The 23506-nt window shown below is 41.6% G+C and carries 22 protein-coding genes; 5 read left to right on the forward strand and 17 right to left on the reverse strand.

The genetic code is table 11. The annotated features are described in order from the left end of the window. Positions 1-637 precede the first annotated feature (637 nt). The gene (gene groL, locus LBC_RS05660) at positions 638-2272 is read right to left on the reverse strand and encodes a chaperonin GroEL (RefSeq protein ID WP_221253378.1); all 1635 of its coding nucleotides are present in this window, start codon (positions 2270-2272) and stop codon (positions 638-640) included. A gap of 26 nt (positions 2273-2298) precedes the next feature. Then, on the reverse strand, positions 2299-2559 hold the full coding sequence (gene groES, locus LBC_RS05665) for a co-chaperone GroES (protein WP_221253379.1): 261 nt from the start codon (positions 2557-2559) through the stop codon (positions 2299-2301). 172 nt (positions 2560-2731) lie between these two features. On the opposite strand from groES, the gene LBC_RS05670 reads away from it, so the two are divergent. Continuing rightward, complete coding sequence (locus tag LBC_RS05670; protein ID WP_221253381.1) at positions 2732-5269, forward strand: hypothetical protein; 2538 nt, start codon at positions 2732-2734, stop codon at positions 5267-5269. Between the two features lie 471 nt (positions 5270-5740). On the opposite strand, the gene hpf is transcribed toward LBC_RS05670, so the two are convergent. The 5 genes from hpf to fliW all read right to left on the reverse strand — a co-directional run bounded on the left by hpf (position 5741) and on the right by fliW (position 8324). After that, positions 5741-6277 (reverse strand): ribosome hibernation-promoting factor, HPF/YfiA family, encoded by a 537-nt coding sequence (gene hpf, locus LBC_RS05675; protein WP_221254973.1) that lies wholly within the window; start codon positions 6275-6277, stop codon positions 5741-5743. A gap of 140 nt (positions 6278-6417) precedes the next feature. Beyond that, positions 6418-6831: a hypothetical protein gene (locus tag LBC_RS05680; RefSeq protein ID WP_221253383.1), complete on the reverse strand. Its 414-nt coding sequence runs from the start codon at positions 6829-6831 to the stop codon at positions 6418-6420. Then, a complete protein-coding gene (locus tag LBC_RS05685) occupies positions 6828-7598 on the reverse strand; it encodes a type II secretion system protein (protein ID WP_221253389.1) in 771 nt (256 codons plus the stop codon). Before LBC_RS05685 ends, LBC_RS05680 begins: the two co-directional genes overlap by 4 nt. Then, on the reverse strand, positions 7583-7918 hold the full coding sequence (locus LBC_RS05690) for a type II secretion system protein (RefSeq protein ID WP_221253390.1): 336 nt from the start codon (positions 7916-7918) through the stop codon (positions 7583-7585). Before LBC_RS05690 ends, LBC_RS05685 begins: the two co-directional genes overlap by 16 nt. Before the next feature lie 7 nt (positions 7919-7925). Further along, positions 7926-8324 (reverse strand): flagellar assembly protein FliW, encoded by a 399-nt coding sequence (gene fliW, locus LBC_RS05695; protein WP_221253391.1) that lies wholly within the window; start codon positions 8322-8324, stop codon positions 7926-7928. 129 nt (positions 8325-8453) lie between these two features. On the opposite strand from fliW, the gene LBC_RS05700 reads away from it, so the two are divergent. Further along, complete coding sequence (locus tag LBC_RS05700; RefSeq protein ID WP_221253402.1) at positions 8454-9110, forward strand: outer membrane protein assembly factor BamD; 657 nt, start codon at positions 8454-8456, stop codon at positions 9108-9110. Between the two features lie 9 nt (positions 9111-9119). Beyond that, positions 9120-11528: an endopeptidase La gene (gene lon / locus LBC_RS05705; RefSeq protein WP_221253403.1), complete on the forward strand. Its 2409-nt coding sequence runs from the start codon at positions 9120-9122 to the stop codon at positions 11526-11528. A gap of 320 nt (positions 11529-11848) precedes the next feature. Here the strand turns inward: lon and LBC_RS05710 are convergent, their stop codons facing one another. The 9 genes from LBC_RS05710 to LBC_RS05750 form a co-directional block, all read right to left on the reverse strand. Next, positions 11849-12061, reverse strand: coding sequence for a hypothetical protein (locus tag LBC_RS05710; RefSeq protein WP_221253404.1), 213 nt, complete (start codon positions 12059-12061; stop codon positions 11849-11851). Between the two features lie 693 nt (positions 12062-12754). Further along, positions 12755-12892 carry a hypothetical protein gene (locus tag LBC_RS05715; RefSeq protein ID WP_221253405.1) on the reverse strand — a complete coding sequence of 46 codons (138 nt, stop codon included), beginning with the start codon at positions 12890-12892 and terminating at the stop codon, positions 12755-12757. 396 nt (positions 12893-13288) lie between these two features. Further along, a complete protein-coding gene (gene recG, locus LBC_RS05720) occupies positions 13289-15160 on the reverse strand; it encodes an ATP-dependent DNA helicase RecG (protein ID WP_221253406.1) in 1872 nt (623 codons plus the stop codon). Positions 15161-15171: 11 nt separating this feature from the next. Beyond that, positions 15172-16413: a pitrilysin family protein gene (locus LBC_RS05725; RefSeq protein WP_221253407.1), complete on the reverse strand. Its 1242-nt coding sequence runs from the start codon at positions 16411-16413 to the stop codon at positions 15172-15174. A 393-nt stretch (positions 16414-16806) separates the two neighbouring features. Continuing rightward, positions 16807-17850: a dehypoxanthine futalosine cyclase gene (locus tag LBC_RS05730; RefSeq protein WP_221253409.1), complete on the reverse strand. Its 1044-nt coding sequence runs from the start codon at positions 17848-17850 to the stop codon at positions 16807-16809. A 63-nt stretch (positions 17851-17913) separates the two neighbouring features. Continuing rightward, positions 17914-18450: a PaaI family thioesterase gene (locus LBC_RS05735; RefSeq protein ID WP_221253411.1), complete on the reverse strand. Its 537-nt coding sequence runs from the start codon at positions 18448-18450 to the stop codon at positions 17914-17916. A 9-nt stretch (positions 18451-18459) separates the two neighbouring features. Continuing rightward, complete coding sequence (gene cmoB / locus LBC_RS05740; RefSeq protein ID WP_221253413.1) at positions 18460-19350, reverse strand: tRNA 5-methoxyuridine(34)/uridine 5-oxyacetic acid(34) synthase CmoB; 891 nt, start codon at positions 19348-19350, stop codon at positions 18460-18462. 2 nt (positions 19351-19352) lie between these two features. Further along, positions 19353-19529 (reverse strand): hypothetical protein, encoded by a 177-nt coding sequence (locus LBC_RS05745; protein WP_221255002.1) that lies wholly within the window; start codon positions 19527-19529, stop codon positions 19353-19355. Continuing rightward, complete coding sequence (locus LBC_RS05750; protein WP_260173330.1) at positions 19526-20803, reverse strand: M28 family peptidase; 1278 nt, start codon at positions 20801-20803, stop codon at positions 19526-19528. Before LBC_RS05750 ends, LBC_RS05745 begins: the two co-directional genes overlap by 4 nt. A 116-nt stretch (positions 20804-20919) precedes the next feature. Between LBC_RS05750 and LBC_RS05755 the strand changes: the two genes are divergently transcribed. Further along, positions 20920-21480: a CheB methylesterase domain-containing protein gene (locus tag LBC_RS05755; protein WP_221253417.1), complete on the forward strand. Its 561-nt coding sequence runs from the start codon at positions 20920-20922 to the stop codon at positions 21478-21480. Continuing rightward, a complete protein-coding gene (locus LBC_RS05760; RefSeq protein ID WP_221253419.1) occupies positions 21470-22300 on the forward strand; it encodes a protein-glutamate O-methyltransferase CheR in 831 nt (276 codons plus the stop codon). The genes LBC_RS05755 and LBC_RS05760 overlap by 11 nt, the downstream gene beginning before the upstream one ends. Here LBC_RS05760 and LBC_RS05765 read toward each other — a convergent pair. Then, positions 22297-23493 carry an MFS transporter gene (locus tag LBC_RS05765; RefSeq protein ID WP_221253421.1) on the reverse strand — a complete coding sequence of 399 codons (1197 nt, stop codon included), beginning with the start codon at positions 23491-23493 and terminating at the stop codon, positions 22297-22299. The two genes, LBC_RS05760 and LBC_RS05765, sit on opposite strands and share 4 nt — an antisense overlap. Positions 23494-23506 lie beyond the last annotated feature (13 nt).

Below are 23506 nucleotides of genomic sequence, written 5' to 3' on the forward strand. Positions count from 1 at the left end.
TTAAGTCACCACCGCTACCCATATTAACTGCAAATTTTATTACTACCTTAGTCCCTTTTTGTTTCAAATTCAAAACCATACTTTATAAAATTATCAGGTTATAAAATATTTAGATGAATTGTTGTTTTAAAAACGGCAAAATCGAGTAAGTTACATTTGGCTCTTTTAGGCAAATAGTATTGCTTTTTAAATTCCCAGCTTTGTATAAATGGCTTATATATTGCTTGTATAGCAAGCGATATTTTCCGCTCATTCGCTTACGATATAGCAGTATATGCAGGCCATGAGATGGCTTAGTAAGGCAAGAGTCGCTCCACACAAAAAAGTCTATTTAAAAGCTATGACCTTAACCACCTAAGATAGCAAAACACATCTAGTTTGGGCAAAAATAGATGTTAGTGAGCATATTTACTTTGCAACAAGCAGGCTAGTTTTTATACCATTTTTTGCAAAGTGCAAAAGATTGCGCCGACATTACTTCGCAATACCAAAAGTTACTGGCAAGAATTAGCAAAATTAGGCTTGTGTTGGGGGGGGCAGAAATTATAATTAAAAGCAATATTATAGTTTAAAGTATTTAATAGCTCTTTGCCCCAAAAAGCAGGGGCAAAAAATTTAACAAGCACAAGGCTGGGGATTACATCATCCCCATACCGCCCATTCCGCCCATATCAGGCATTGCTGGCATAGCTGGCTTGTCTTCTTTTAGCTCGCTTATTGTAGCTTCAGTTGTTAGTAGCAGACTGGCTACAGAGACTGCATTTTGAAGTGCCACACGCTCGACTTTTACAGGGTCGATTATGCCCGCTTCAAACATATTCACATACTCGCCGCTTACTGCGTTAAAGCCGTAGTTATCGTCCTTGCTGCTATATACTGCATTTACGACTACGCCAGCGTCAAAGCCCGCATTTTCAGCTATCTGACGAAGTGGAGCTTTTACCGCACGAAGCACTATGTCAGCACCTATGGCTTCATCGCCGCTTAGGCTTAGTTTTACGCGCTTGCTAGCTAGGATTAGCGCAGAGCCACCACCTATTACGATACCCTCTTCCACTGCTGCACGAGTGGCGCTTAGTGCGTCATCTACGCGGTCTTTTTTCTCTTTCATCTCAGTTTCAGTGGCTGCACCTACTTTGATTACAGCTACACCGCCGCTTAGCTTGGCTAGGCGCTCTTGTAGTTTTTCTTTATCATAATCGCTCGTAGTTTCAGCTATTTGAGCCTTTATTTGAGCTACACGAGCTTCGATATTAGCCTTTTCGCCAGCACCATTTACGATAGTTGTGTTGTCTTTGTCGATTACGACGCTGCTAGCCTGTCCTAAGTCTGCTATAGACGCGCTTTCTAGCGTCCTGCCTAGCTCTTCACTAATGACTGAGCCGCCTGTTAGGATAGCGATGTCTTCTAGCATAGCCTTTCTGCGGTCGCCAAATCCAGGGGCTTTTACAGCACTTATATTTAGCACGCCACGTAGTTTATTTACCACTAGAGTGGCTAGCGCTTCGCCCTCGATGTCTTCAGCGATGATTAGTAGTGGCTTGCCTGTTTTTTGCACCTGCTCAAGCACTGGCAGAAGGTCTTTTAAATTTGTTATTTTCTTATCAAAAAGCAAGATGTATGGGCTGCTTAGCTCGACTTGCATTTTTTCAGGGTTTGTGATGAAATACGGGCTTAAGTATCCGCGGTCAAACTGCATACCCTCAACTACGCTTAGCTCGTCTTGGATAGACTTTGCTTCTTCAACCGTTATCACGCCGTCTTTGCCGACTTTTTCCATCGCGTCAGCTATTAGCTTGCCTATGCTCTCGTCTGAATTTGCCGAGATTGTAGCGATTTGAGCTATTTCCTTGCTGCCAGCTACCGCTTTTGCGATATTTTTTAGCTCAGCCGAAAGGGCTGCAGCAGCCTTATCCATACCACGCTTTACTTCGACTGGGTTTGCGCCAGCTGTTATGTTTCTTAAGCCCTCTTTAAAAACAGCGTGAGCTAGCACCGTAGCGGTCGTAGTGCCGTCGCCTGCTTGGTCGTTTGTCTTGCTAGCGACCTCTTTTACTAGGCTTGCGCCCATATTTTCGATAGTGTCTTTTAGCTCGACTTCCTTAGCCACGCTCACGCCGTCTTTTGTGATAGTAGGAGCGCCAAAGCTCTTTTGGATTAGCACATTTCTGCCACGTGGTCCCATTGTTACTTTTACTGCGTCATTTAGCTTACTTACGCCTTGATATAGTCTATTTCTAGCGTCGTCTGAGTAAAAAATTTCTTTTGCCATTTTCTTTCCTTGATTTAAATTTTAACTTATTTTATTACGCCTAGGACGTCGTCGATGTTTAGTACTAGGTAGTTTTTGCCCTCTAGGCTTACTTCAGTGCCGCCGTATTTAGCGAAAACGACCTTATCGCCGACTTTTACATTTTCTACTTCGCTACCTACAGCTTTTACTTCGCCGCTTAAAGGTTTTTCTTTGGCATTGTCAGGTATAATAATGCCAGTAGCTGTTGTCTTAGTCTCTTCTACACGCTCGACTAATACACGCTTGCCTAATGGTTGAAAGTTCATATTTTATCCTTTGGATTGATTTCAATTTTAGCACTCTTTATTTTTGAGTGATGAAATCATAGCAAAAATCCAAACAAAAGTCAATGAATTTTTATAAATTTTGCCAAAAACTTTAGTCTAATTGACTAAATATACATGATAGTAAAAAACTAATATTATTAAGGAAAATAGTATGAAAATAGCAAAAATAGTCACAATATTGCTTGTTTTACTAATCGTAGCAATTTACTCCTTAGCCTTTACAAACTACGCAAACTCGATACTTGCCTCATATGCAAGCAAAATTATAAAGGAAAAAAGCGGACTTGAGGTTAGGTTTGATAAATTTAAACTACGACCAAACAACCTAGACATAAAAGCAACCGCAAACAATGAGATAGAATTTGACATTCAAGGCAAGCTTGAGCTTTTAAAGCTTGGATTTGATTTAGATTATAGCATTAGCGCAAACAATCTAAAAAGTCTGGGGCTTAGTCTAAAAGATAAGGTGAATATAAGCGGAAAAGCACTAGGAAGTGCAAAAAATTTCTCAGTTAATGGTTCTGGGCGCGCACTTGGGTCAAATTTAAGCTTTTTAACAAATTTAAAAGACTTTAAACTAAACACACTAAAACTAGACGCAAGAGGGGCCAGGATAGAGGACGCACTAGCGATGATGTTAAAACCTGCTTACCTAAGCGGAAAAGTGGACTTGCTAGCCGATATAAACGAAAACTCACAGCAAAAACCAAGTGGTCCAGCAAGCATAAAAATAAATCAAGCCATTGCAAATAACGCACTAATAAAGAGCGATTTTGGCATTGATTTGCCACAAAATTTTATAATCACGGGAATAATTAACGCAAGACTAGACGGTGCTTTAGTGAGTGCCAAAACAGCACTTAATACCCCAGTGGCTACGATAAATGCGCAAAATACGCTTTATGATTTAGATCAAAAGCTCCTAAATACAGATCTTGAGGTAAAAATCGACGAGCTTTTAAGACTTGAGCCTATCATAAAGCAAAAGCTTAATGGTAAGGTAGAGCTAAATGCGAATGTGGGGCTTAAAAACGGACAGCTTAGCCAGCTAAATGCAAAGCTTGATGGGCTTGGAGGTAGCGTAATAGCCAGCCTAAACGCCGATGTACTAAACGCAAAAATAGAAAATATAGACATACAAAAAGCACTCGCCCTTGCGGCAAAACCACCACTCGCAAAAGGCAAAATAAATGGCGTAGCCCAGCTAAAAGGCATAATAAGCAAAAATATATCTGGTAGGGTATTTGCCAAAAGTGAGGCTGGAGTGCTAAATGCCGCTGAGCTAAATAAACTAGGCACAAACCTCCTAAAAGACATTAGCTTTAACGCAGATGTGGACGCAAGCCTCTCTGATAATGTAGCCGATTTTAGCGCAAACATTATAAGCGGACTTTTAAATTTGCAAAACCTAAAAGGGCGCTATGATTTAAGAGCAAAGGCTCTAAAGGCGACTTTTGGGCTTACTTCAGCTGATGCGAGCGAGTTTAAATCTGCGCTTAATGCTACCTTAAGCAGTCCTATAAATTTAAATGGGGAGATCATTACAAACGATACTGGGCTAGTGAGCTTAAAGACCGCTGGAGTAGCGCTTGGCGGAGACATACAGAGTAAATTTGACGGTAAAAACGCAAGCCTAAAAGCAAGTGCGCTTCATATAAGAGATCTATTTTTACTAGCTGGCAAACAACCTATCCTAGACGCTCTTTTAGACGCAAAAGCCGACATAAAAGGCTTTGATACACACTCTTTAAACGGAGATGCGAGCCTAAATTTAAAAAATGCAAAAATGAGCGCAAAAGAGATAGAAAAGCTCACAGGTAAAAAACCGGATGAGGATTTGATATTTGAGGCTAATATAGATAGCAAAATAGACGCACAAACGGCTAAATTTGAGGGCAAAATAGGCTCAAATTTAGCAAACATAAACGGGCTTAAGGCTAGTTATGATTTAAAAAATAGCGAGTATGAGTCTGAGTTTGACGTAATAAGCGATAATCTTTCAAAGCTTGCATTTTTAACAGGACGTAAGCTAAACGGTGCGATAAAAGCGCATGTAAATGCGCAAGGAAAGGGTGCTGATATTAAGGCTCAAATTAGCTCTAAGATATTTGACGGAGATTTAAGCGCTACGCTAAATGGGGATAAATTTGACGCAAAGATAAGTGATTTTAAGGTGCAGGAAATGCTAAAAATGGTCGATTTGCAGCCGTTTTATGAGGGGCTTTCAAACGGTACTTTTACGTATAATCTAAAAAATCAGCAGGGTGATTTTAATTTTGTTCTAAGCAAAGGGCAGCTAAAAAATACAAAACTGGTGCAGTTTGTCTCCACAATATCTACAAAAGATCTCTCAAAAGAGGTCTTTAATGATGGTAAATTTACAGGAAATCTCAATAAAAATATCATTGATTTTAAAGCAAATTTAGCCTCAGAATCAACAAACGCAGTGGTGGAAAAAGGGACATTTAACACAACGAACAAGGTCATAAACATACCGCTTAATTTAAAAATTCAAAAGACCGATTTAAGCGTAAAAATCACAGGCACCTCAGATGAGCCAAAATACAGCATAAACTCAGACTACCTAAAGCAAAAAGCGGCAAAGGCGATAGATAAACTGCTCGATAAAAGCTTAAAAGATGATAGCAAAAGCGACGTAAAAGAGCTTTTAAAAGGTCTATTTAATTAATGCTTAAGGTGGGGTTATCCTGCCTTTAAACTTGAGTTTTTTATTTGGCTCTTTTAAACAATAGTGCTGTTTTACAAAATTGCAAAAGCAAGCTACCAACATATGTGAGTAGCTTAGCTCCGATTTTAATAGTGCGCAAAAGCCACTCAGCCAAAAATCATGCAACCACCTGTTGGCAGTTATGTCTTACACTACCGCCACATGAGTTTGGGCGATTTTGCAGGAATTAGGATGATAACTACTAAGTAGGGTGTGCCTTATTAAGTTAGTAGACAAGCATATCGCTTTACGATGTAAGCAAGTAGTGTTTTGATTTTACTGTGGCTTAAAATTTGTAAATAAAATAATGCTATTTGTTTAAAAGAGCCTTTTATTTTATAAAAATAGCTTAAATGAAAATCAGCTCGTGCGCCCATATGCGATAAATGATAAAAATAGACGCACTTTTAATTTTTTAAAATGATAAAATTATCAATAAAGCCCAAATTTTCCGTCTTTACGTTTATAAATCACACGCATTTTCGCATCCATATCGTAAAAAACAAAAAACTGCATACTCTCGTCACCTTTAAGCTTTTCTAAAGCCTCCTCTATCTCAAGTGGCTTATATAGCTCAAGCTCCATAGGTACGATTTCGTCAATATTTTCTAGCTCAATTGCCTCAATCCCCACACTCTGACGCTCACTTTTATCGTCGTCTTTGCCTTTTACGGTAGTGCGTCTGTCATGCTCACGCCTAAGCACCTTAGCTGCCCTGCTAGTAGCCTCATCAACAGCAGCGTACAGGTCTTTATTTTTCTGCCTTACGACGATGGTTTCTTTATGGGCTAGATTTAGAATTAACTCCACACTAAAGCCCTTTTTACCCTGCCTCTCATCAGCACTTATTACGCATTTTACGGATATGATGTCTAGGTTATATTTCTCAAGCGTCTCAAACGACGATACGACATAGTTTTTAATCGGTTCGGTTAGCTCAAACTGTTTGCCTGTGATGCTTGTATTCATCATCTCCTCCTTACTTGGTGTGAGCTAATTATAACATAATTTAAAATAAATTTTTAATTTTAAATTTAATATTGTTGGCTTTTTAAATTTAAAAAAGTATTATTTTTTACCATAAAATCCATAAAAAAGTCGCCTTTATTTTAAATTTTTAAATTAAAAATTTTTAATTTTCTTATTAAAGTCCCTTGGATGTTAGAGATTATAGTAGCCTTTACCATTACTCGCAACTCTTTAATAGTCGCCTCATTTGCGCTAAAAGCACCACTGCAAAGCCCTATATCATCGCTATATGTTAGCTCATAGCTAGCGATTACTTCGCCATTAGAAAAGCTTTTTTGAAATTTATCCAAACAGCTTTGATTAAAGTCATGTTTTAGCACTTCATTAATCACGACGGCTTCGCTTGATAGCGCCACAAGATCTGCTTTTGTCTTTGCTATTTGAGTGCTTTTAATAGCGCTAGTAGTGGCTGCCTCCTTTAACACAAACGCCCCAACAATACCCAGTAGCACAAGTGCGCCTATGGCGCTTAGTAAAATATACCCACGCTTCATAGCAAAATCTCTTTAGCACATATCTCATCAATGCAAAGCTCAATCTCCGTCCCAGCCTCGCTAATACTAAATTTAGCCCCACTAAGCCCATCTATTATCAGTGCCTTTGGCGCACTAATAAGACTCTCATCAAGCCACGGATGCCAATCATGATAAAGCCAAATTGCTCCACTATCTTTATCAAAGCTTAAAGCATACGCACTAGATGCCAGAGTATACGCGCCGCTTATTTGCCCTTTATAGCCAGGCTTAATCTGCAAAATGTCATCACCACTTGCTCTAACCAAGGCAAGAGAATTATCCCCAAAATAGCCAAAATCACTGGTATTATAACTCACTCCATTAAAAATAGCCACCACCTTAAACTCACTAGCAAAATCCACCCCAGCACTTTGCGAAAATGCCTCTAAAATGTTTGAGGGTTTAAATTTAGTAATAATTTTCTCCCTATTGCTCCTACTCATATCAACAAGTGATAAATACGAGCTTTGCGCATATTCATTAGCACTAACCCAAAGTAGCTTATCCTCGCTAGATAAAACGCTTTGGGCAATATGGGAACGATAATAAGCGCTAATTATATTAATGGCTGAGTTTAAAGATTGAAGTTTTTGGGATTTTAAAGCCGAGTTTAAAAGCTCATAACTTAGGGTGTTTGAATAAAAAATCGCCCTAGCTACTACGCCAAAAACCAAAATAGCCACACAAAGCTCAACCAAGCTAAAGCCAGGCTTTTTAAGGCTGTAAAATTTTATATTTTCTGCCATGTAAAATTTTTAGGCGCAACAGGTAGAGTGAGATTTAAAGTATCGCTTTGTATTTGGGGTGCTTTAGGCGATTTATCAAAACAGCCAAAGCCGTATTTATCGCAAAATTCGCTATCTTTACCGATACCGCCACTACGCTCTTTTAATCTAGTGGCTAAAATTTGCTTTTGAGCCACTAGAGCCTGCAAGCTCTCTTGTGAGTTTTTAGCACTTAATGCTACCTTTGATATAGGCAGTACAGCAGATATGCTAATGCCAAGTATAATAATAGCAAAGCAAAGCTCAACTAGGCTAAAGCCCTTTAAAAGCCTGCTTTGCATATTAAATTTATTTACTCTCCTCAGAATTAGCCAAAAAATCAGATATGCGCTCCGATTGTCCATATTCTGGATATTTTGCCACGTCTAGGACGACTTGAGAGAGGGTTTTGTTGTCTAAATTTATCACAACTGGGGCGATGAAATTTACAGTTGAGTTTTCAAGAGGAATAGCCACAACCATAATATTATACACACGCAAAGCGCTGTTTTCGTTAATCTGCATAAGCTCCTCGTAGTATGTTGGCACCTCAAAATCATAGCTACGCAAAGCATAAGGGTTTATCGCAGTAAATGAAGTCGCATCGTCTTTACTTTGCAGCCTTACAAAGAACTGATCTATTTCAACAAGCTCAAAGCTCTTAATATGCTCAAAGCCTAAAATAGGGCTTGCAACATTCAAAATCATAAATTATCCTTTTTGTAATTTTGCTTATTTTATCTTATTTTAAATTAAAAAATGAAAAAACTATCAAATTTATGCAAAAATAATGCCAAAAAAGCTAAAATAAGCAAAAAATTTAAAAAAGAGGTAAAGATGAGACATAAATTTATCGCCAAATCAGCCCTGACGATATTTGTAGTTGCGTTTTTTGTTGCTTGTAGTGCAAAGCAAGATGACGGACTTTATGGACTTAGCCCTGATGCGTGGTATGAGCAAATATTAGAGGATATAAAAAGCAGCGATTTAGAAAATGCTGATAAGCACTATACTTCATTTTCTAGCGAGCATGTAAGGTCGCCACTACTTGAGCAGATGCTTTTAATCCTAGCTCAAGCACACGCTAGAAACGAGGAGTATATACTGGCTAATTACTACCTAGACGAGTATATCAAAAAGTACGGCGATGGAGGGAGCAAGACCGAATTTGCTGAGTTTTTAAAGATAAAGGCAAACTTTGACTCATTTACTCAGCCAGATAGAAATCAAAAGCTAATCGAGGATAGCATAGCTGGCATTGAGCGCTTTATATATATGTATCCAAATACGCAATTTCGTCCGCTAATTGAGACAATGCTTGTTAAATTTAAACTAGCTAATTACTTTTTGCAAGAGCAAATAAAAAGCCTTTACGAGCGCACTGGGCGAGAAATATCCGCTGACATCTACACTCAAAGGCTAGAAAACTCGCCTATGAAAGATGCTGATATGATAGCGCCTGATTTACCATGGTATAGAAAGATATTTGAGTAGGAGATAAATTTGCAAATAAATGAAAATAGAATTTTTCCAGCCGAGCTTCCGATAGTAGTCCAGGAGGAGTTTTTATATCCGTTTATGATTACTCCTTTATTTTTTGGTGCTGGCGATGAAGACAATATAAAAGCTGTCGAACTAGCCAAAAATACAAACAATATGATACTTGTAGTACCTAGCAAAAGCTCTGATATTAGGGGCATAGAAGATATATATGACGCTGGCGTAATATGTACGATACTCAGGCTTCAACAGCTAAGTGAAGGCAGGGTAAAAGTGCTAGTACAAGGCTACGAAAAAGGACGCATAATAGGAGCTATAAGCCCAAATCCACCGGTTGCACTAGTAGATCGCATACGAGTAATCCGCCCAAATGAGGTGCAAACTGAAGCCTCTTTAGCCGTATTGCGAGATAACGTAAGAGCCTTAGCCAGCATAAGCCACTATTTTACACCAGATCTATTAAAAACCATAGAGGAAAGCTCAGAAGCCACGAGAGTATGCGATATAATAAGCAGCGCACTTAGACTAAAAAAGAGCCTTGCTTATGAGCTTTTTATAGAGCCTGAGCTAGAGGTTAGGCTAGAAATGCTAATAGAGCATATAGCAGAGGAGATAGAGACAAATAAACTCCAAAAAGAGATAAAAAACAAAACTCACTCCAAAATAGACAAGATAAATAAAGAGTATTTCCTAAAAGAACAGCTAAAGCAAATCCAGCAAGAGCTAGGCACTGATACAAGCCGTGATGAGGAGCTGCAGGAGTATAGAGACAAGCTAGAAGCTAAGAAAAAATTTATGCCAGATGATGCGTATAAGGAGATAAAAAAGCAGATTGAAAAGCTAAGCCGTATGCACCCAGATAGCGCGGACGCCAACACTATCCAAAGCTACCTTGACTGGGTTGTGGAGGTGCCTTTTGAAAAGCTGGCTAAGAAAAAAACCTCAATGGCAGAGGTGGCAAAGCAGCTAAATGAGGACCACTACAGCCTAGCAAAGCCAAAAGAGCGGATTGAGGAGTATTTTGCCTTGCGTGAGCTTTTGGCTCTGCGTGGGGTGAGCGAGAAGGTAAATGGCGGGGCGATTTTGTGCTTTGCTGGCCCTCCAGGCGTGGGCAAAACCAGCCTAGCAAATTCCATCGCCAAAGCCCTAAAGCGTGAGCTAGTGCGTATCGCTCTGGGCGGGCTTGAAGACGTAAATGAGCTACGTGGGCACCGCCGCACCTACATAGGCGCTATGCCAGGGCGAATCGTGCAGGGTATAATCGAAGCTGGGCAGATGAACCCAGTCGTGGTGCTTGATGAGATAGATAAGGTAGGCAGGAGCTACCGCGGCGATCCGACGGCGGTGCTGCTTGAGATACTTGACCCTGAGCAGAATAATAAATTTAGGGATTATTATTTAAATTTTAACATCGACTTAAGCAAGATAATCTTTATCGCCACGGCAAACGATGTGGGTGCGATACCAGCGCCACTGCGAGATAGGATGGAGTTTATCCACCTAAGCAGCTACACCCCGCAGGAGAAATTTGAAATCGCTAAAAAATACCTAATCCCACAGGAGCTTAAAAAGCATGGGCTTAAGCCAAATGATGTGAGCTTTGATAAGGCGGCTTTAAATTTATTAATAAGCGACTACACTCGTGAAAGTGGCGTGAGAAATCTCCGCCGCCGCATAGCAGATGTGCTGCGTAAAGTCGCAAAGTCCCTACTGCTTGACCCAGACGCACCAAAGGCAAAAATCACGAGCAAAAACCTAAAAGACTACCTAGAAAAGAAAGTCTATGAGATAGAACCAGCCGATAAAAAAGACCGCATAGGCGAGGTAAATGGGCTAGCCTGGACTAGCGTGGGCGGCGATGTGCTGCGCATTGAGGCGGTGCGTATCGAGGGCAAGGGCGCTATGCAAATCACAGGGCAGCTAGGTGATGTAATGAAAGAGAGTGCGTCCATAGCCTTTAGCGTGATAAAGGTGCTAATAGATCGTGGCGAGCTAAAAATCCCAGCCAAAATCATACCAGCCCGCCCTGATGATAAGCGTCCGCTCACCCCAAGCGACGTCTATCGCCGATATGATCTGCACCTGCACGTCCCAGAGGGTGCGACGCCAAAGGATGGGCCAAGCGCAGGTATCACAATGGCAACTGCGATAGCCTCCATTCTAAGCGACATTAAAGTCCGCCACGACGTGGCAATGACTGGCGAGCTAACGCTAAGCGGACGAGTGCTGCCTATTGGTGGGCTAAAAGAAAAGCTCATCGCCGCCTTTAAAGCTGGCATAAAAACGGCGCTCATACCACGCAAAAACTACGACCGAGATTTGGCGGATATACCTGATGAAGTCAAAAACAGCCTGCAAATAATCCCAGTCGATAAAATCGAGGACGTATTGGAGCTAGCACTAAAAGCCTAATTAAATTTATAGCTAAGTCTTAAGCTTGTATTAAGACTTAGTCCTGCTTTTGGGCTTTTTACTTTTTGATTACAGTGTGACAACCCAAGGGGCTTTAATTTGGCTTAAACCGTAAAACTTTAGTTTTTGGCTTTGATTTAAATTTATTTTATACTTAAAAAAGTAAAGAGCCTTAAGCTTAAATTCTTTTTTGTCAAGAAAACGAGCCACTGTTGCGAAATCCCCCCCCATTTTTTATTTACCCATCACTCACATAGCTGAGTGATATACTCGCTAGGGTTCAGTTTCGCTTCACCTAGAAACTGCGGCTACGCCTTGTTTTAAAGAAGCTTACTACTTACGACACGCCAACTAGCAGCCGTCTCGCCCACCGATGCCCACACGCACTTTTTTACACAAAGGCTAGGTTTACTTAACGTTACAGCTTTTCTTCTTTGCGCTAGTGGGAAAGGGGCTTGAATTACTGCACTGCGTTTGTTTTCATAGAAGCTGCTACTTCGTCTTGCTTTACAAAGTCGCTCCCTTTCTTTCATTCCAGCACCCTAAAACCCCACTAATTCGTGGTAGTACCCTTAAGTATGACAGTCGCTACTTCGCAACGTTGGCACGATTTTTAGAAGCTCACTTTGTATCGCTATAAAAATCGGTAATAAGCCACTCATTACGTGGGGTTTTGGGTGCAAAGCTTTTCTACGCAGGTATCGAGCGGAGATTGCCAAACAAGGACTAGCTATATGCGAAGTATCGCTCGTCTTGGCAAGGCGAATTTTAAATTTGCGACAGGAGCATACATATAGTATGTGACTGAGCGAATTTAAAAACCAACGCAGTATAAGGCAAAAAGACAAGCTGGCTTAAAAGCTAAATCAAGCAAAATCCAAACTAACACACATACTTTTCTTGCCACTTTTTAAGCTCGCTAAAATATCCTCCGTTAGCACTCCTATCCAAGCTAGCGAGATATTTGCCATAATATTCAAGTACCTCATTTAAGCACCGCTCACAAAAGGCGTCCCAAGCGTGCTATAAACCATCAAGCAATCACAATCACCGCCAGCAAATTTGGCATTCGTGCCGGCACTCTATGTAACGCAAAAAATACAGCCACCTCAAAGTCACTTGATACGCCGCCATTTTCCCAAGATGTGGGCTAGGCTTTTGCCTACTCTTTGGCGATTTATTCTTTGGTATTTTCATACGCATACATGCTTAGCTTTTAGCCGCCTTTAAATCAAACTCCACCCGGCCATAAACACATCAGCAAGCTCAGTGCAAGCGTCTGCTAGCCCCAGCTTGTAGTATCTTTTCGCACACTCTTTACCTTGGCGTTTGAAGTATTCTGCGGACGTAGTGCGTTTTTTCATACTCCACGCCAGCCAGCGAAGCCTTGCTTAAAGCAATGCTAACTCGCGCCTAGCTCTTTTTTGCGTTTAAAAGTCTAAATGCTAGGCAGATTAGGCGATAAATTTAAATATATTATTCAAGCTAGCTCCTTTTTTAAGCAGGATTTCATCACGACTAGCTTTAATTTTATTTAGTCCGCTCCAAATTTAAACCAATAATGCGAAGTATCATGAGGCGATTTTCCAAAGAGGCTTTACTTTACTTGCGCTACTTTCATGGCTTGCACACATTAGATACGGTTGCAAGCAATTTTAAAACAAAGCGTACTTATAATGCAAAGCATCGCTCGTATTAGCAAGACGCGAAATATGCAATCACAGCGCCTGCGGACTTGGGCGTAACGAGGCGAGCCTATATTATTTAAAAGAGGTAAGCCTATCCCTTGCTGCTTGCGTTATCTCCTCCTCATAATCATAAAATTTAAAAGTAGCGCCGTGCTGCGAAAATCCGCTTAAAATATCCCCACTTTGGCGGTTTTTAAGATCCATCGCAGCTACTTTAAACCCATCAAGTGTAGTGCAAAACTCAACAAGCCTAGCAGGCGGAGTCTTAAGCTTAGTAAACAAAAAGCACCAGCCCACTCCGCCATTTCGCCCTACCCTACCGCGCAGCTGATGAAGCGTGGCTAGTCCCAGCCGCTCAGCCCCAACTATAACTATCGTACTAAGACGAGGCAAAGATATACCCACCTCAACCACAGTCGTGCTTAAAAGTATATCCCCACTCTGCCTAAACTCACGCAAGATACGCTCTTTCTCCCTATCTTTGCCGTGAGTAATAAAGACATTTTTAAAATTTGCTAGCCAAAACGCACTTGCCTCATCAAGACTTTGGTATTTTGAGGCTTCTGAAGTGTTTACAAGTGGATATACGATGATAGTTTGTTTGCCTTGCGATATTTGGGATTTTATGTGAGTAATGAGCGAGCTAAAGCCAGATGGCTGCAAAATCTCCGTGATAATGTGCTTTTTAAATGGAATTTGTTTAAGAAAACTAAACTTAACCATAAAAGACTGTATGAGGCTTAGCGTGCGCGGAATCGGCGTAGCAGAAAACTGCACAAAATGAGGACTAAACTCACGACTTGAGGCTAGATTTGAAACAAGCTGGCGCTGAGCCGAGCCAAAACGGTGCTGCTCATCGACCATTACCAGTCTAGCCTCTGGTAGCTTCATATAAAGCAAAGCGTGGGTGCCGATTATTAAATTTGCATTTGGTGCTAGCGGCTTTTTAGTCTGAATCTCATCCGTCTCGTCTATATCATCACCAAAGCCATCATCACGCACTCGCCCACCACCAAGCACGAGTCGTATAGACATAAACTCAGGCAGCAGTCTCTTTGCTTCATCGTAAAGCTGCTCAGCCAGGATTGAGGTAGGCGCCATTAGCACGGCTGTATCTGGGTATACGCTTAGGGCTGAGGCTAGGATTACTAACGTCTTGCCACTACCCACATCACCCATTACCACACGCCTTGCAGCCTCAGGCTTAACTAAATCATTGCGCACATCACTAATAGCGGCTAGCTGGTCGGCAGTGGGGGTAAATGGCAGATTACCAAGCCAGCCTTTTATATCAAAAAGTGCTACGGGACTAGCTGGGACGGTTGTCTTTTTTGCGCTTAGTTTTTTAATATAGTTAAATATTTCTATAAATTTAAGCCTCTTAATTAGCTCGCTATCCTCACTCTCAAGCATAGCAATAGCCCAAACTCCGCGTTCACTAGCACTGTGAAAGCTAAGCAGTGCCTCAGCCTCATCAGCGTTTAACCCCTCTTTTAAAAGCGCATCACGGCTTACATACCTAGCCACCAAAGCCGCCAACTCGTCGCTTTTAAGCTCTGATTTATACCTTAAAATAATTGAGTTTATGTTTGTGATTATTCGTGGATTTGTCAGCTGATAGCTACCATAGACAAAGTGGCATTTACCGGATAGCACGAGCTCCTTATTTGCGCCAAAAGCCCCAAAATGCCACGGCTTTGCGTGAAAGATGACGACCTTTATCTCACATTCCCACTGCTCACACCAAGCAAGCGCTATCATCATGCCTCCACTTGCGCGACGAGAGTGCTTCATTTTCACACTCACGCATACAGCGCCCTCTTTTGGGCTTTGCGTCAGCGTCGTATCATCCACGCTACTAGGCAGATAAAGCGCTAGATCAAGCAGGCTAAACACGCCTATTTTGGCTAGTTTCGCGGCGTCTTGTTTGCTAAAAGCACTCATAGAGCTCTAGTTTAGCCTTCGTTTTTTAATACAGCAAAGCTTAACTCATTTATCTCGCTATGGGATTTGATAAATTCATTTAGCTCATCAAGGCTAAGCGCGGCTATCCTCTCACGCTCTTTTAAAAACTCCCCAAGCCGTCCATACTCGTAAAACTCGCTATCAGCGACATTCGCCCTAGCAAAAAGTGTCTCAAGTGAGAGCGGAAGGCTACCTTGTAGGAATTTTTTCGCCTGAGATAGCTCGGATTGCTTTACGCCATGCTTGATAAATTTATCAAACTCATCTCGCACCACAGCTATAGCTTCCTTTGCGCTTTCATTTTTAGTCTGCAAATATCCATACATGTACGAGGCTGATTTACCAATTACCGCCTTTGCGTACGCACTATATGCAAGCCCACGCTTTACTCGCACTTCCTCCATTATTCGGCTTCCAAAGCCACTCTCGCCAAGGATAAAACTAGCCACTCTGGCCTTGTATCGCTCCTCATTTTGCACATTAAACGCAGAGGCAAAATTTATATAAGCTTGCTCAGATTCTTTTAAACTTAAGCTCTCAAAAGGTACTTTTACAGGGCTAAAACGCCTTACTTCCCTGCTCTGCCCCACTGGCAAAACCTCTATTACCTGCGCTATTTTTGCCACGTCATTATCGCTTAAATCGCCGCCGCATACAACGTATAAATTCGCCAAATCAAGGTGCGAAGCTAAAAATCCTCGCACATCATCAAGGCTTAAATTTTTAAGGCTAGCCGCCGTACCTATGCTAGGATTTGCCAGCGCCGTACCAAAGAAAAACTGCTCAAAAAGCGCCGTACGAACGACATAGTCATTGTCATTATCGTAGTTTGATATTTCGCCAAGGCTTAGGGCTTTACACTTGTCAAATTCGCTTTGGATTAGATTTGACTCACTAAGTACGAGCCTTAATTTTTCAAGTGCAAACTCATAATGCTCCTTTAGTGCGTCAAGCTCGATTACTAGCTTTTCTCTGCCCACACTTGCATTTATGCCGACTGCTTTGCGCTCACATTCGCTGGCAAACAGGGACGATCCAAGGCTTAAGCATCCCTCATTTAGCATTTGTGCACTTAGTCTAGCTAATCCAGCTTTTGCCGCGCTTGCGCCGTCCTCATTTGCCCCAGCCCCACGCCAGCAAAGCCTAATAAAAGCCACGGGCAGGCTCTTTGAGCCTTCAAATACTACTGGTACGCTCACGCCATTTACGTTTAAGCTTAAAATTTTCGCCATTTTTACCCTTTTAAATTTATTTTACCCTTTGGGCTTGTTTTTTATTTTGGTTTTTAAGTCAGCAACACCCAAATAATCAATGCTACAGCTTTTAAATTTACTCCCCAAAAGCTATCTAGCTTTAGTATATCATCAGCCAGGCTATCACGCAAAGCTAGTCGTAGCCTTTTAAGCTGTCACAACGCAAACCGCCAAAGCCAGCAGATACACTCGCAATACTAATTGCAAAGCTCCTAGCCACGCCTAAAAACGACGCACAGCAACGCAAGCTCCCACAATACGCATTGCAAAGGCTCTTAGTAACGCCTGCTAGACGCACCCACAAAGCCCCCAGCCACTTTTGCTAGCAAATTTAAATTTACGCCACCCAGCCACACGCCACACAAGCCAAGCTTAAAACCGCCTTAAAATGTCATAGTTCGTATTTCGCTGGGCTGGTAGCTCGCCCACGTCGCGGATTAGCTCTATCATCTGCTCGCTATTCATTCTATATTTTGCCCCAGCTGCGGCGACGACGTTTTCTTCCATCATCGTGCTACCTAGGTCATTTGCCCCAAAAAGCAACGCAAGCTGCCCCACGTAGCTACCCTGCGTCACCCAGCTGCTTTGGATATTTTTAAAGTTATCCAGATACAGCCGTGAGACTGCAAGCAGGCGGAGATAGCGGTTTGAGCTTTGCTTTTTTATCTCTGGATAAAGGCGCGCTAGCTCGGTGTTTGCCCCCTGAAAGCTCCACAAAATAAACGCCCTAAAGCCCCCAGTCTCATCCTGCAAAGCCCTGATATGCTCCCAGTGCCGCACTATCTCCTCGTCCGTCTCAAGCGTGCCAAACATCATTGTCGCCGTCGTTTTCATCCCCACTTCGTGCGCCTCTTTATGTATGCGTAGCCAGCCTGCGGTATCGACTTTCTTAGGCGCGATTAGCTCACGCACCCTGTCGCTTAGCACCTCCGCCCCAGCCCCTGGCATAGAGTACATCCCAGCCTGCTTTAGCCGCGCTAGGACTTCGCGAGTGGAGATTTTAGAAATGCGAGCTATGTAGTCTATCTCGACTGCTGAAAAGCCGTGTATGTCGATGCTTGGATAGTGTGTGGCGATAAATTTAACAAGCTCTTCATACCACTCGATTTTAAGCTTAGGATGCACGCCGCCTTGAAAGAGTATCTGCGTGCCGCCTATGGCGATTAGCTCTTCTATCTTTTTGCCGATCTCTTCATAGCTTAGGATATAGGCGTCCGCTTCCTTTGCGTGGCGGTAAAAGGCGCAAAATTTACAATCCACCCAGCACACGTTTGTGTAGTTTATGTTTCTGTCGATTATAAAAGTGGTGATTTTTTCGGGGTGTAGCTGTCTTTTTCGCTCGAGCGCCAGCCGCCCCAGCTCGTGAAGTGGAGCGTTTTTTATCAAATCTAAAGCTTCGTCATTGCTTAATCTCATAAATAAACCTTTTTAAATTTAAAGCCTAGATTATACATTAATTAGCTTTTGGTTTTTATTAAGCTAGCCTTGCGCCTTTTCTTGATCTTTTTCCCTCTCTTTAGCCCGCCTTATCGAGCCCTCTTTTTGGATATTTTTCTTTTGAGCTAAAAATATATGCTCCTCAAGCACAACAACCGAAAAAGTCCCCTCAAAGACCTTAATATCCTTTATCCGCCCTATTACTCTGACCTCACGCTTTCTTGACTCGTCAAAGTGTGCACTCGCATCAAATTCTACCACGTCGCCTAGTTTTGCAGGTCCAAAGAGATTAATGCGCGAATTAATAGTGATCGCATAAGTCTCATTTATAGCAGCAAGCGCTGCGTAATTTGCCGCACTTATCACAAAGCCAGAGTGTACAAGCCCCTCATTATCACACACCATCTCATCAGAGGTAAAAAGCTTCGTTCTTGCTCTATTTTTCTTTAGTTCTGTTACCACGCCGCTTAGCGCTATTTTTATATTTGGTGAGGTATTTAGCTCGTTGCGCAGGGGGTTTTCCTCCTCTGGCAAGACTATATTACTCTCCTCAAGCCCCTCGTAAATATCATCAGCCATTATTTTCCTTTAAATTTTTACTCTGACATAAACGCGCTTTGGAGCAGGATAGCCCTCTATTGTTAGATTTGGGTTAACTGGATCTAAAAAATCATTCAAGCTCTGCCCCATTATCCACTCTGTTTTGCGCTGTTCGACATGGTCTGTTTGCGAAACTCCAAGCACTTCAAATTCTTTAAATTTAGCCCTCTCGCACCAGCCTCTAAGAGCACTAATACTGGGAATAAAATAGATATTTGGTATCTTTGAATAACTCCCCCTAGGACAAAGTGCTATCTCCTCATCACTATCAATAAACATCGTATCTATTATAGCCTCGCCACCTGCATTTAGGCTAGATTTTAGCTGCTTTAGCATACCGACCGGATCGCTTCTGTGATATATCACACCAAGGCAGAAAATAGTATCAAATTTATGCTCATAAAATGGCAAATGCTCCACACCAAGCATCTCATATTCCATGCCGCTTTTCATAAAATGATCAATAAATTTAAACTGCATAAAGGTACGTACGCTAGGGTCAAAGCCAACTATGCGCGCTGGCAAAAAAGGCAGCATCCTATACATATAATAGCCGTTGTTACACCCCACATCAGCGACTGTTTTACCATTTAAATTTAAATGCGGCGCAAGCAGATTAAACTTAATAAAGCTCTGCCACTCGCTGTCTATTAAAAGCTCGCCCAGCCTAAAAGGCCCCTTGCGCCACGGCATTAGCTGCTTTGCTAGGCTTTTTACCTGCTCTTTAAAGCTAAAATCCGCACTAAAATTCGCGCTTATCACATCACCATAGCTAGTCTCACACTCTACATTTTTAAGCGCCTTAATCTTTGCTAAAAGGCTTGAGTTTGCTGGTGTATTTAGAATTCTTTGCGCCTCATTTCTAGCCTGTTCTATCATAGCTAGTTCCAGTCTATAATGTTGTGATCGCACTTTTTTTGGTACGTGCCTGTGGCGTCATAATACTCCTTACAATCATTATAATACTGCGTCGAGACGCCACGCTCGTTTAAATAAACGCAACCAGAAAAGAAAAAAAGCGCAAAAATCACGCCAAAGCCTAAGCGCAAACAGTTCACTGATACGCCCTTACTATCTCGCGTAGCACACTTTCTATGCGATCCACGCTAGCTAGCTCGCAACGTTCGCTAACTGAGTGCGGAGAGTAAATATTTGGGCCTATTGAGCAGGCCTCTTTTATGCCGCTTTGTGTATCTTTGATAACCCCAGCCTCAAGCCCAGCATGTACGGCGGCGATTTTGGCATTTTTATTAAAGCCCTGTAGATATTTTAGCACATCTGCACTAAAGCTGCCTACTTCTGGCTTCCACGGCACACTTCTATCCTTGCTAGTTGTGTTAAATCCAAGAGCGTGCGCTAAGCTAACCGTCTCAAACTCAAGCCTATGAAGTCCCTCCCAGCTCATAGAACGAGCAAAAAACTCAAGCTCCACAACGCCATTTTCTTGCTTGATTAAAGATAAATTTATGCTATCAATAGGCATTTTAAGATCCACGTCAAAGCTTCTGACGCCTTGGGCAAATGAATTTATTAAAGCCAGTATCTGCGCGCTATATTCTAGGCTTTTATACTCTGCCTCAAGTTTTTTTACGCTTACGTTTTCGCACTTTTTTGGCGCTGTTTTAAATATCGCCACAGCGCGAGCTGCAACTGGTATGGAGTTGCTTCGCTCGCCACCATTTATCTCGCATAAAACGCCGTCATTTTTAGCCACAAACTCGCCCAGTACCTTTATTGCGTTTGGGATATTTTTATGTATGTCTATACCAGAATGCCCCCCAGCTAAGCCAGAGACAACGACCTCATAACACTCGCCCTTTACGCCATTTACAAATCTTGCAGGAACACTGGCAAAGACATTTACACCGCCAGCACAGCCTACTATTACCTCATCATCGCTTTCGCTGTCTAAATTTAAAAGATAGCTAGATTTTAACTCGCCTTTAAAGCCATTTGCACCGATAAGCCCAACCTCCTCATCGTTTGTAAAAAGACACTCAAGGTTGTCAAACTCGCTAAGCATTTGCATCATCATAGCTACGCCCATGCCGTTATCTGCGCCCAGGCTTGAGTTTTTTGCACGCAAAAAGCCATCATCGCTAAAAACAAGCTCTAAATTTGGAGCATCACCTATACAAACCATATCATAATGACTTTGCAAGCAAAGCTTTGGACTACCCTTTATAGCGTGGATATTTCCTAGCTCATCAACACCAATCTCGCAGCCTTTATCACGGCAAAAATCGACTAAAAAATCCCTCAATCTAGCAGTATCAAAACTGCAGTGCGGAATGCTAGCTATGCGCTTAAAATGCTCAATACTTGCGCTCATAATAAATTCCTTAAGCATGATTTAGTCTTGATTTTACAATTAATAGAATAAATTTTTAATAAATTAAGAATAAAAGCTATGATATAATCTTTTTTATATTTTCATAAGGATACTTAATGCAAAAGCTTGTGCTAATAGGCGCTTCTACAGGGGGACCTGGACACATAAAAAAGCTACTTCACGATATAAAAATAGGGAGCAATACAATCCTAATCGCTCAGCATATGAATAAGCTTTTCTTACCCTCATTTGCCTCACAGCTTGAAAGAGAAACTGGCGTAACAAGCGAGCTTTTAAGTCAAAGAAGCCTGCTAAAGAGTGGCTGCATATATGTGTGTGATCAAAACTTCGAGCTAACAGACGCCCTACCTCTAAGCGCAAAGCCATCAGAAGCGGTTACGACATATTCACCAAACGTGGATCTGCTTTTTCACTCTGGTGTTAAAATTTTAAAAAATATTAAAACAATGGCGATACTTCTAACTGGCATAGGAGATGATGGTGCTAAAGGGCTAAATGAACTACAAAAAGCTGGCGCTAAATGCCTAGCAGAAAGCGAGGAAAGCGCAATCGTCTACGGCATGCCAAAGCGTGCACTTGAGCTAAATCCAAACATAAAATCATTAAGTCTTATGTCCATAAAAAAAGAATTAGAGGAGTTTTTAAATGTTTTTTAAAAAATCCAAAGAGATAGTCCAAGAGGCGACAAATAACGAGGTTGCACCTAGTGATATTAGCGGATTTAACGAACTTATGCGCTATATTAAGGAATTTAGTGGTGTTGATTTAGAGCAAAAGCGAGACATAACCATGCAGCGCCTTAGTAGTTTTGCTAAAAATAACAGCATAAGCACCTATGCGATGCTGCTTTCACGCATTAAAAGCAACACCGAACTAAGGCAGGATATATTAAATTTAGTAACCGTAAATGAGACCTATTTTTACAGGGAGCTAGCCCAGCTAAAAGATGTCATAGCCTACGCAAAAAGCCTAGGCAGCGCTCGAATACTCTGCGCCCCTTGCAGTAGCGGAGATGAGGTTTATTCTATCGCTATGCTAGCTTATGAGGCAAGCTTACCAAATCCTCTAATTAGCATAACTGGCATAGACATAAACTCAGAGGCCATAGCTCAGTGCAATGCTGGCGAGTACTCTCCTAGAAGCCTGCACCGCCTAAGCGAGGAGCAAAAAAAGCAGTTTTTTGAAAATATGGGGGATAAATTTTTAATAAAGAAATCCATGCTCGCAAAGTGTGAGTTTAAGATAATAAATGTCTTTGATGATGCGCTTTTTGGGCTTGGGAAATTTGATATAGTGCTTTCAAGAAATATGATGATATATTTTGATGATGATTTTAGACTAAAGTGTATTGAGCGGCTTGCAAAGGTACTAAAAAGCGGCGGTAGGCTCTATGCTGGGCATGCTGATTTGGTGCCTAATAGCAGGGAATATGAGAAAAAATTTATAAACGGTAGCAGCTTTTATGAGAGGGTTTAGGAGAGCTTAAAGGCTCTTTTAACCCATAAAAGATAAACCGCCCCCACAAAAAATAAAACCCCCAAAATCGCCGTAATAAGGCTTAAGCTAAATCCAGCGTCAAAAAGCCAGCCTATCACAAATGACGTAAGCGAGCCTACGCTTAAAAATATCATGTCAGTATATGCCACGACCCTGCCGTAAAATCTCTCATCGGTGTGGGTTTGAATGAGCGTATATGTGTAAGACCAAAGCGTAGAGGTAAAAAATCCGGCCACAAAAAGCCCTATAAAAGCGGCGTAAAAGTCAAACTGAAACAAAGCCCAAAGCACTATCCCCACACCCTGTCCTAAATACAAAAATACAAGCGTGGAGTTGTTTGTAAAGCGGCTTAAAATAGCTGGAGAGATCATTAAAGCAACTGCACGAACGCCGTTTGTAAAGCCTATGGCTAGTGGGATTGAGATGACTGCGGCGTATTTATACTCCGCTAAAAGTGCCACAAGTGTGTCATAAGCAGTAAGCCCTACAAAGCTGTGAAGGAGGATTAAATTTAACACAAGCGGATTTTGACGCAGATAGCTAAGCCCACTTTTAAGCATGGCTAGGGCTCGTTCTGATTTATGGCTTGCCTCTATGTCTGCCTTAAGGCGAAGCAGTATAAAAAAAGCCAGCAAAAATAGCGCAAAATCAAACAAAAATGCACTAACTATGCCAAAAAAGTGGATATAAACCCCAGCCAAACTCATGCCAGCCGTGTAGCTTACAGCCCAGATTATGGAGTGGATTTCATTTGCTAGCTTTAGCTCGGATTTGCTTAAAATTCTAGGAAGCAGGCTCATCTGCGTCTGAAAGCTAACTCCAGCCACGCCCATTCTAATAAAAATAAGCCCCACCAAAAGCCACAAAAGCTTAATATCATCGATAAAAACAAGCAAAAGCACGCTAAAAGTCTCAATAAGTAACGCACCCATTAAAAGCGACTTTGGTCTTATCCTATCTATAAGCACTCCGCTAAATGGCGCTAGTACAACTCCAGGAATAAATGCCATAGCTGCGCAAAGCGTAATCGCCCAAACTGGGGCTTTAAGCTCAATAAGCAGGGTAAAAATACCAGTATGCGAAAACCACGCACCAAAATAGCAAATAAGCTGTACAGTGCTTAAAATGCGGAAGTTTTCGTTATTTTTTAATAAATTTATAAAATCTCTCATCGTAAATTAGCGC

Source organism: Campylobacter sp. 19-13652 (genome assembly GCF_019702925.1).
Taxonomy (GTDB): Bacteria; Campylobacterota; Campylobacteria; order Campylobacterales; family Campylobacteraceae; genus Campylobacter_A.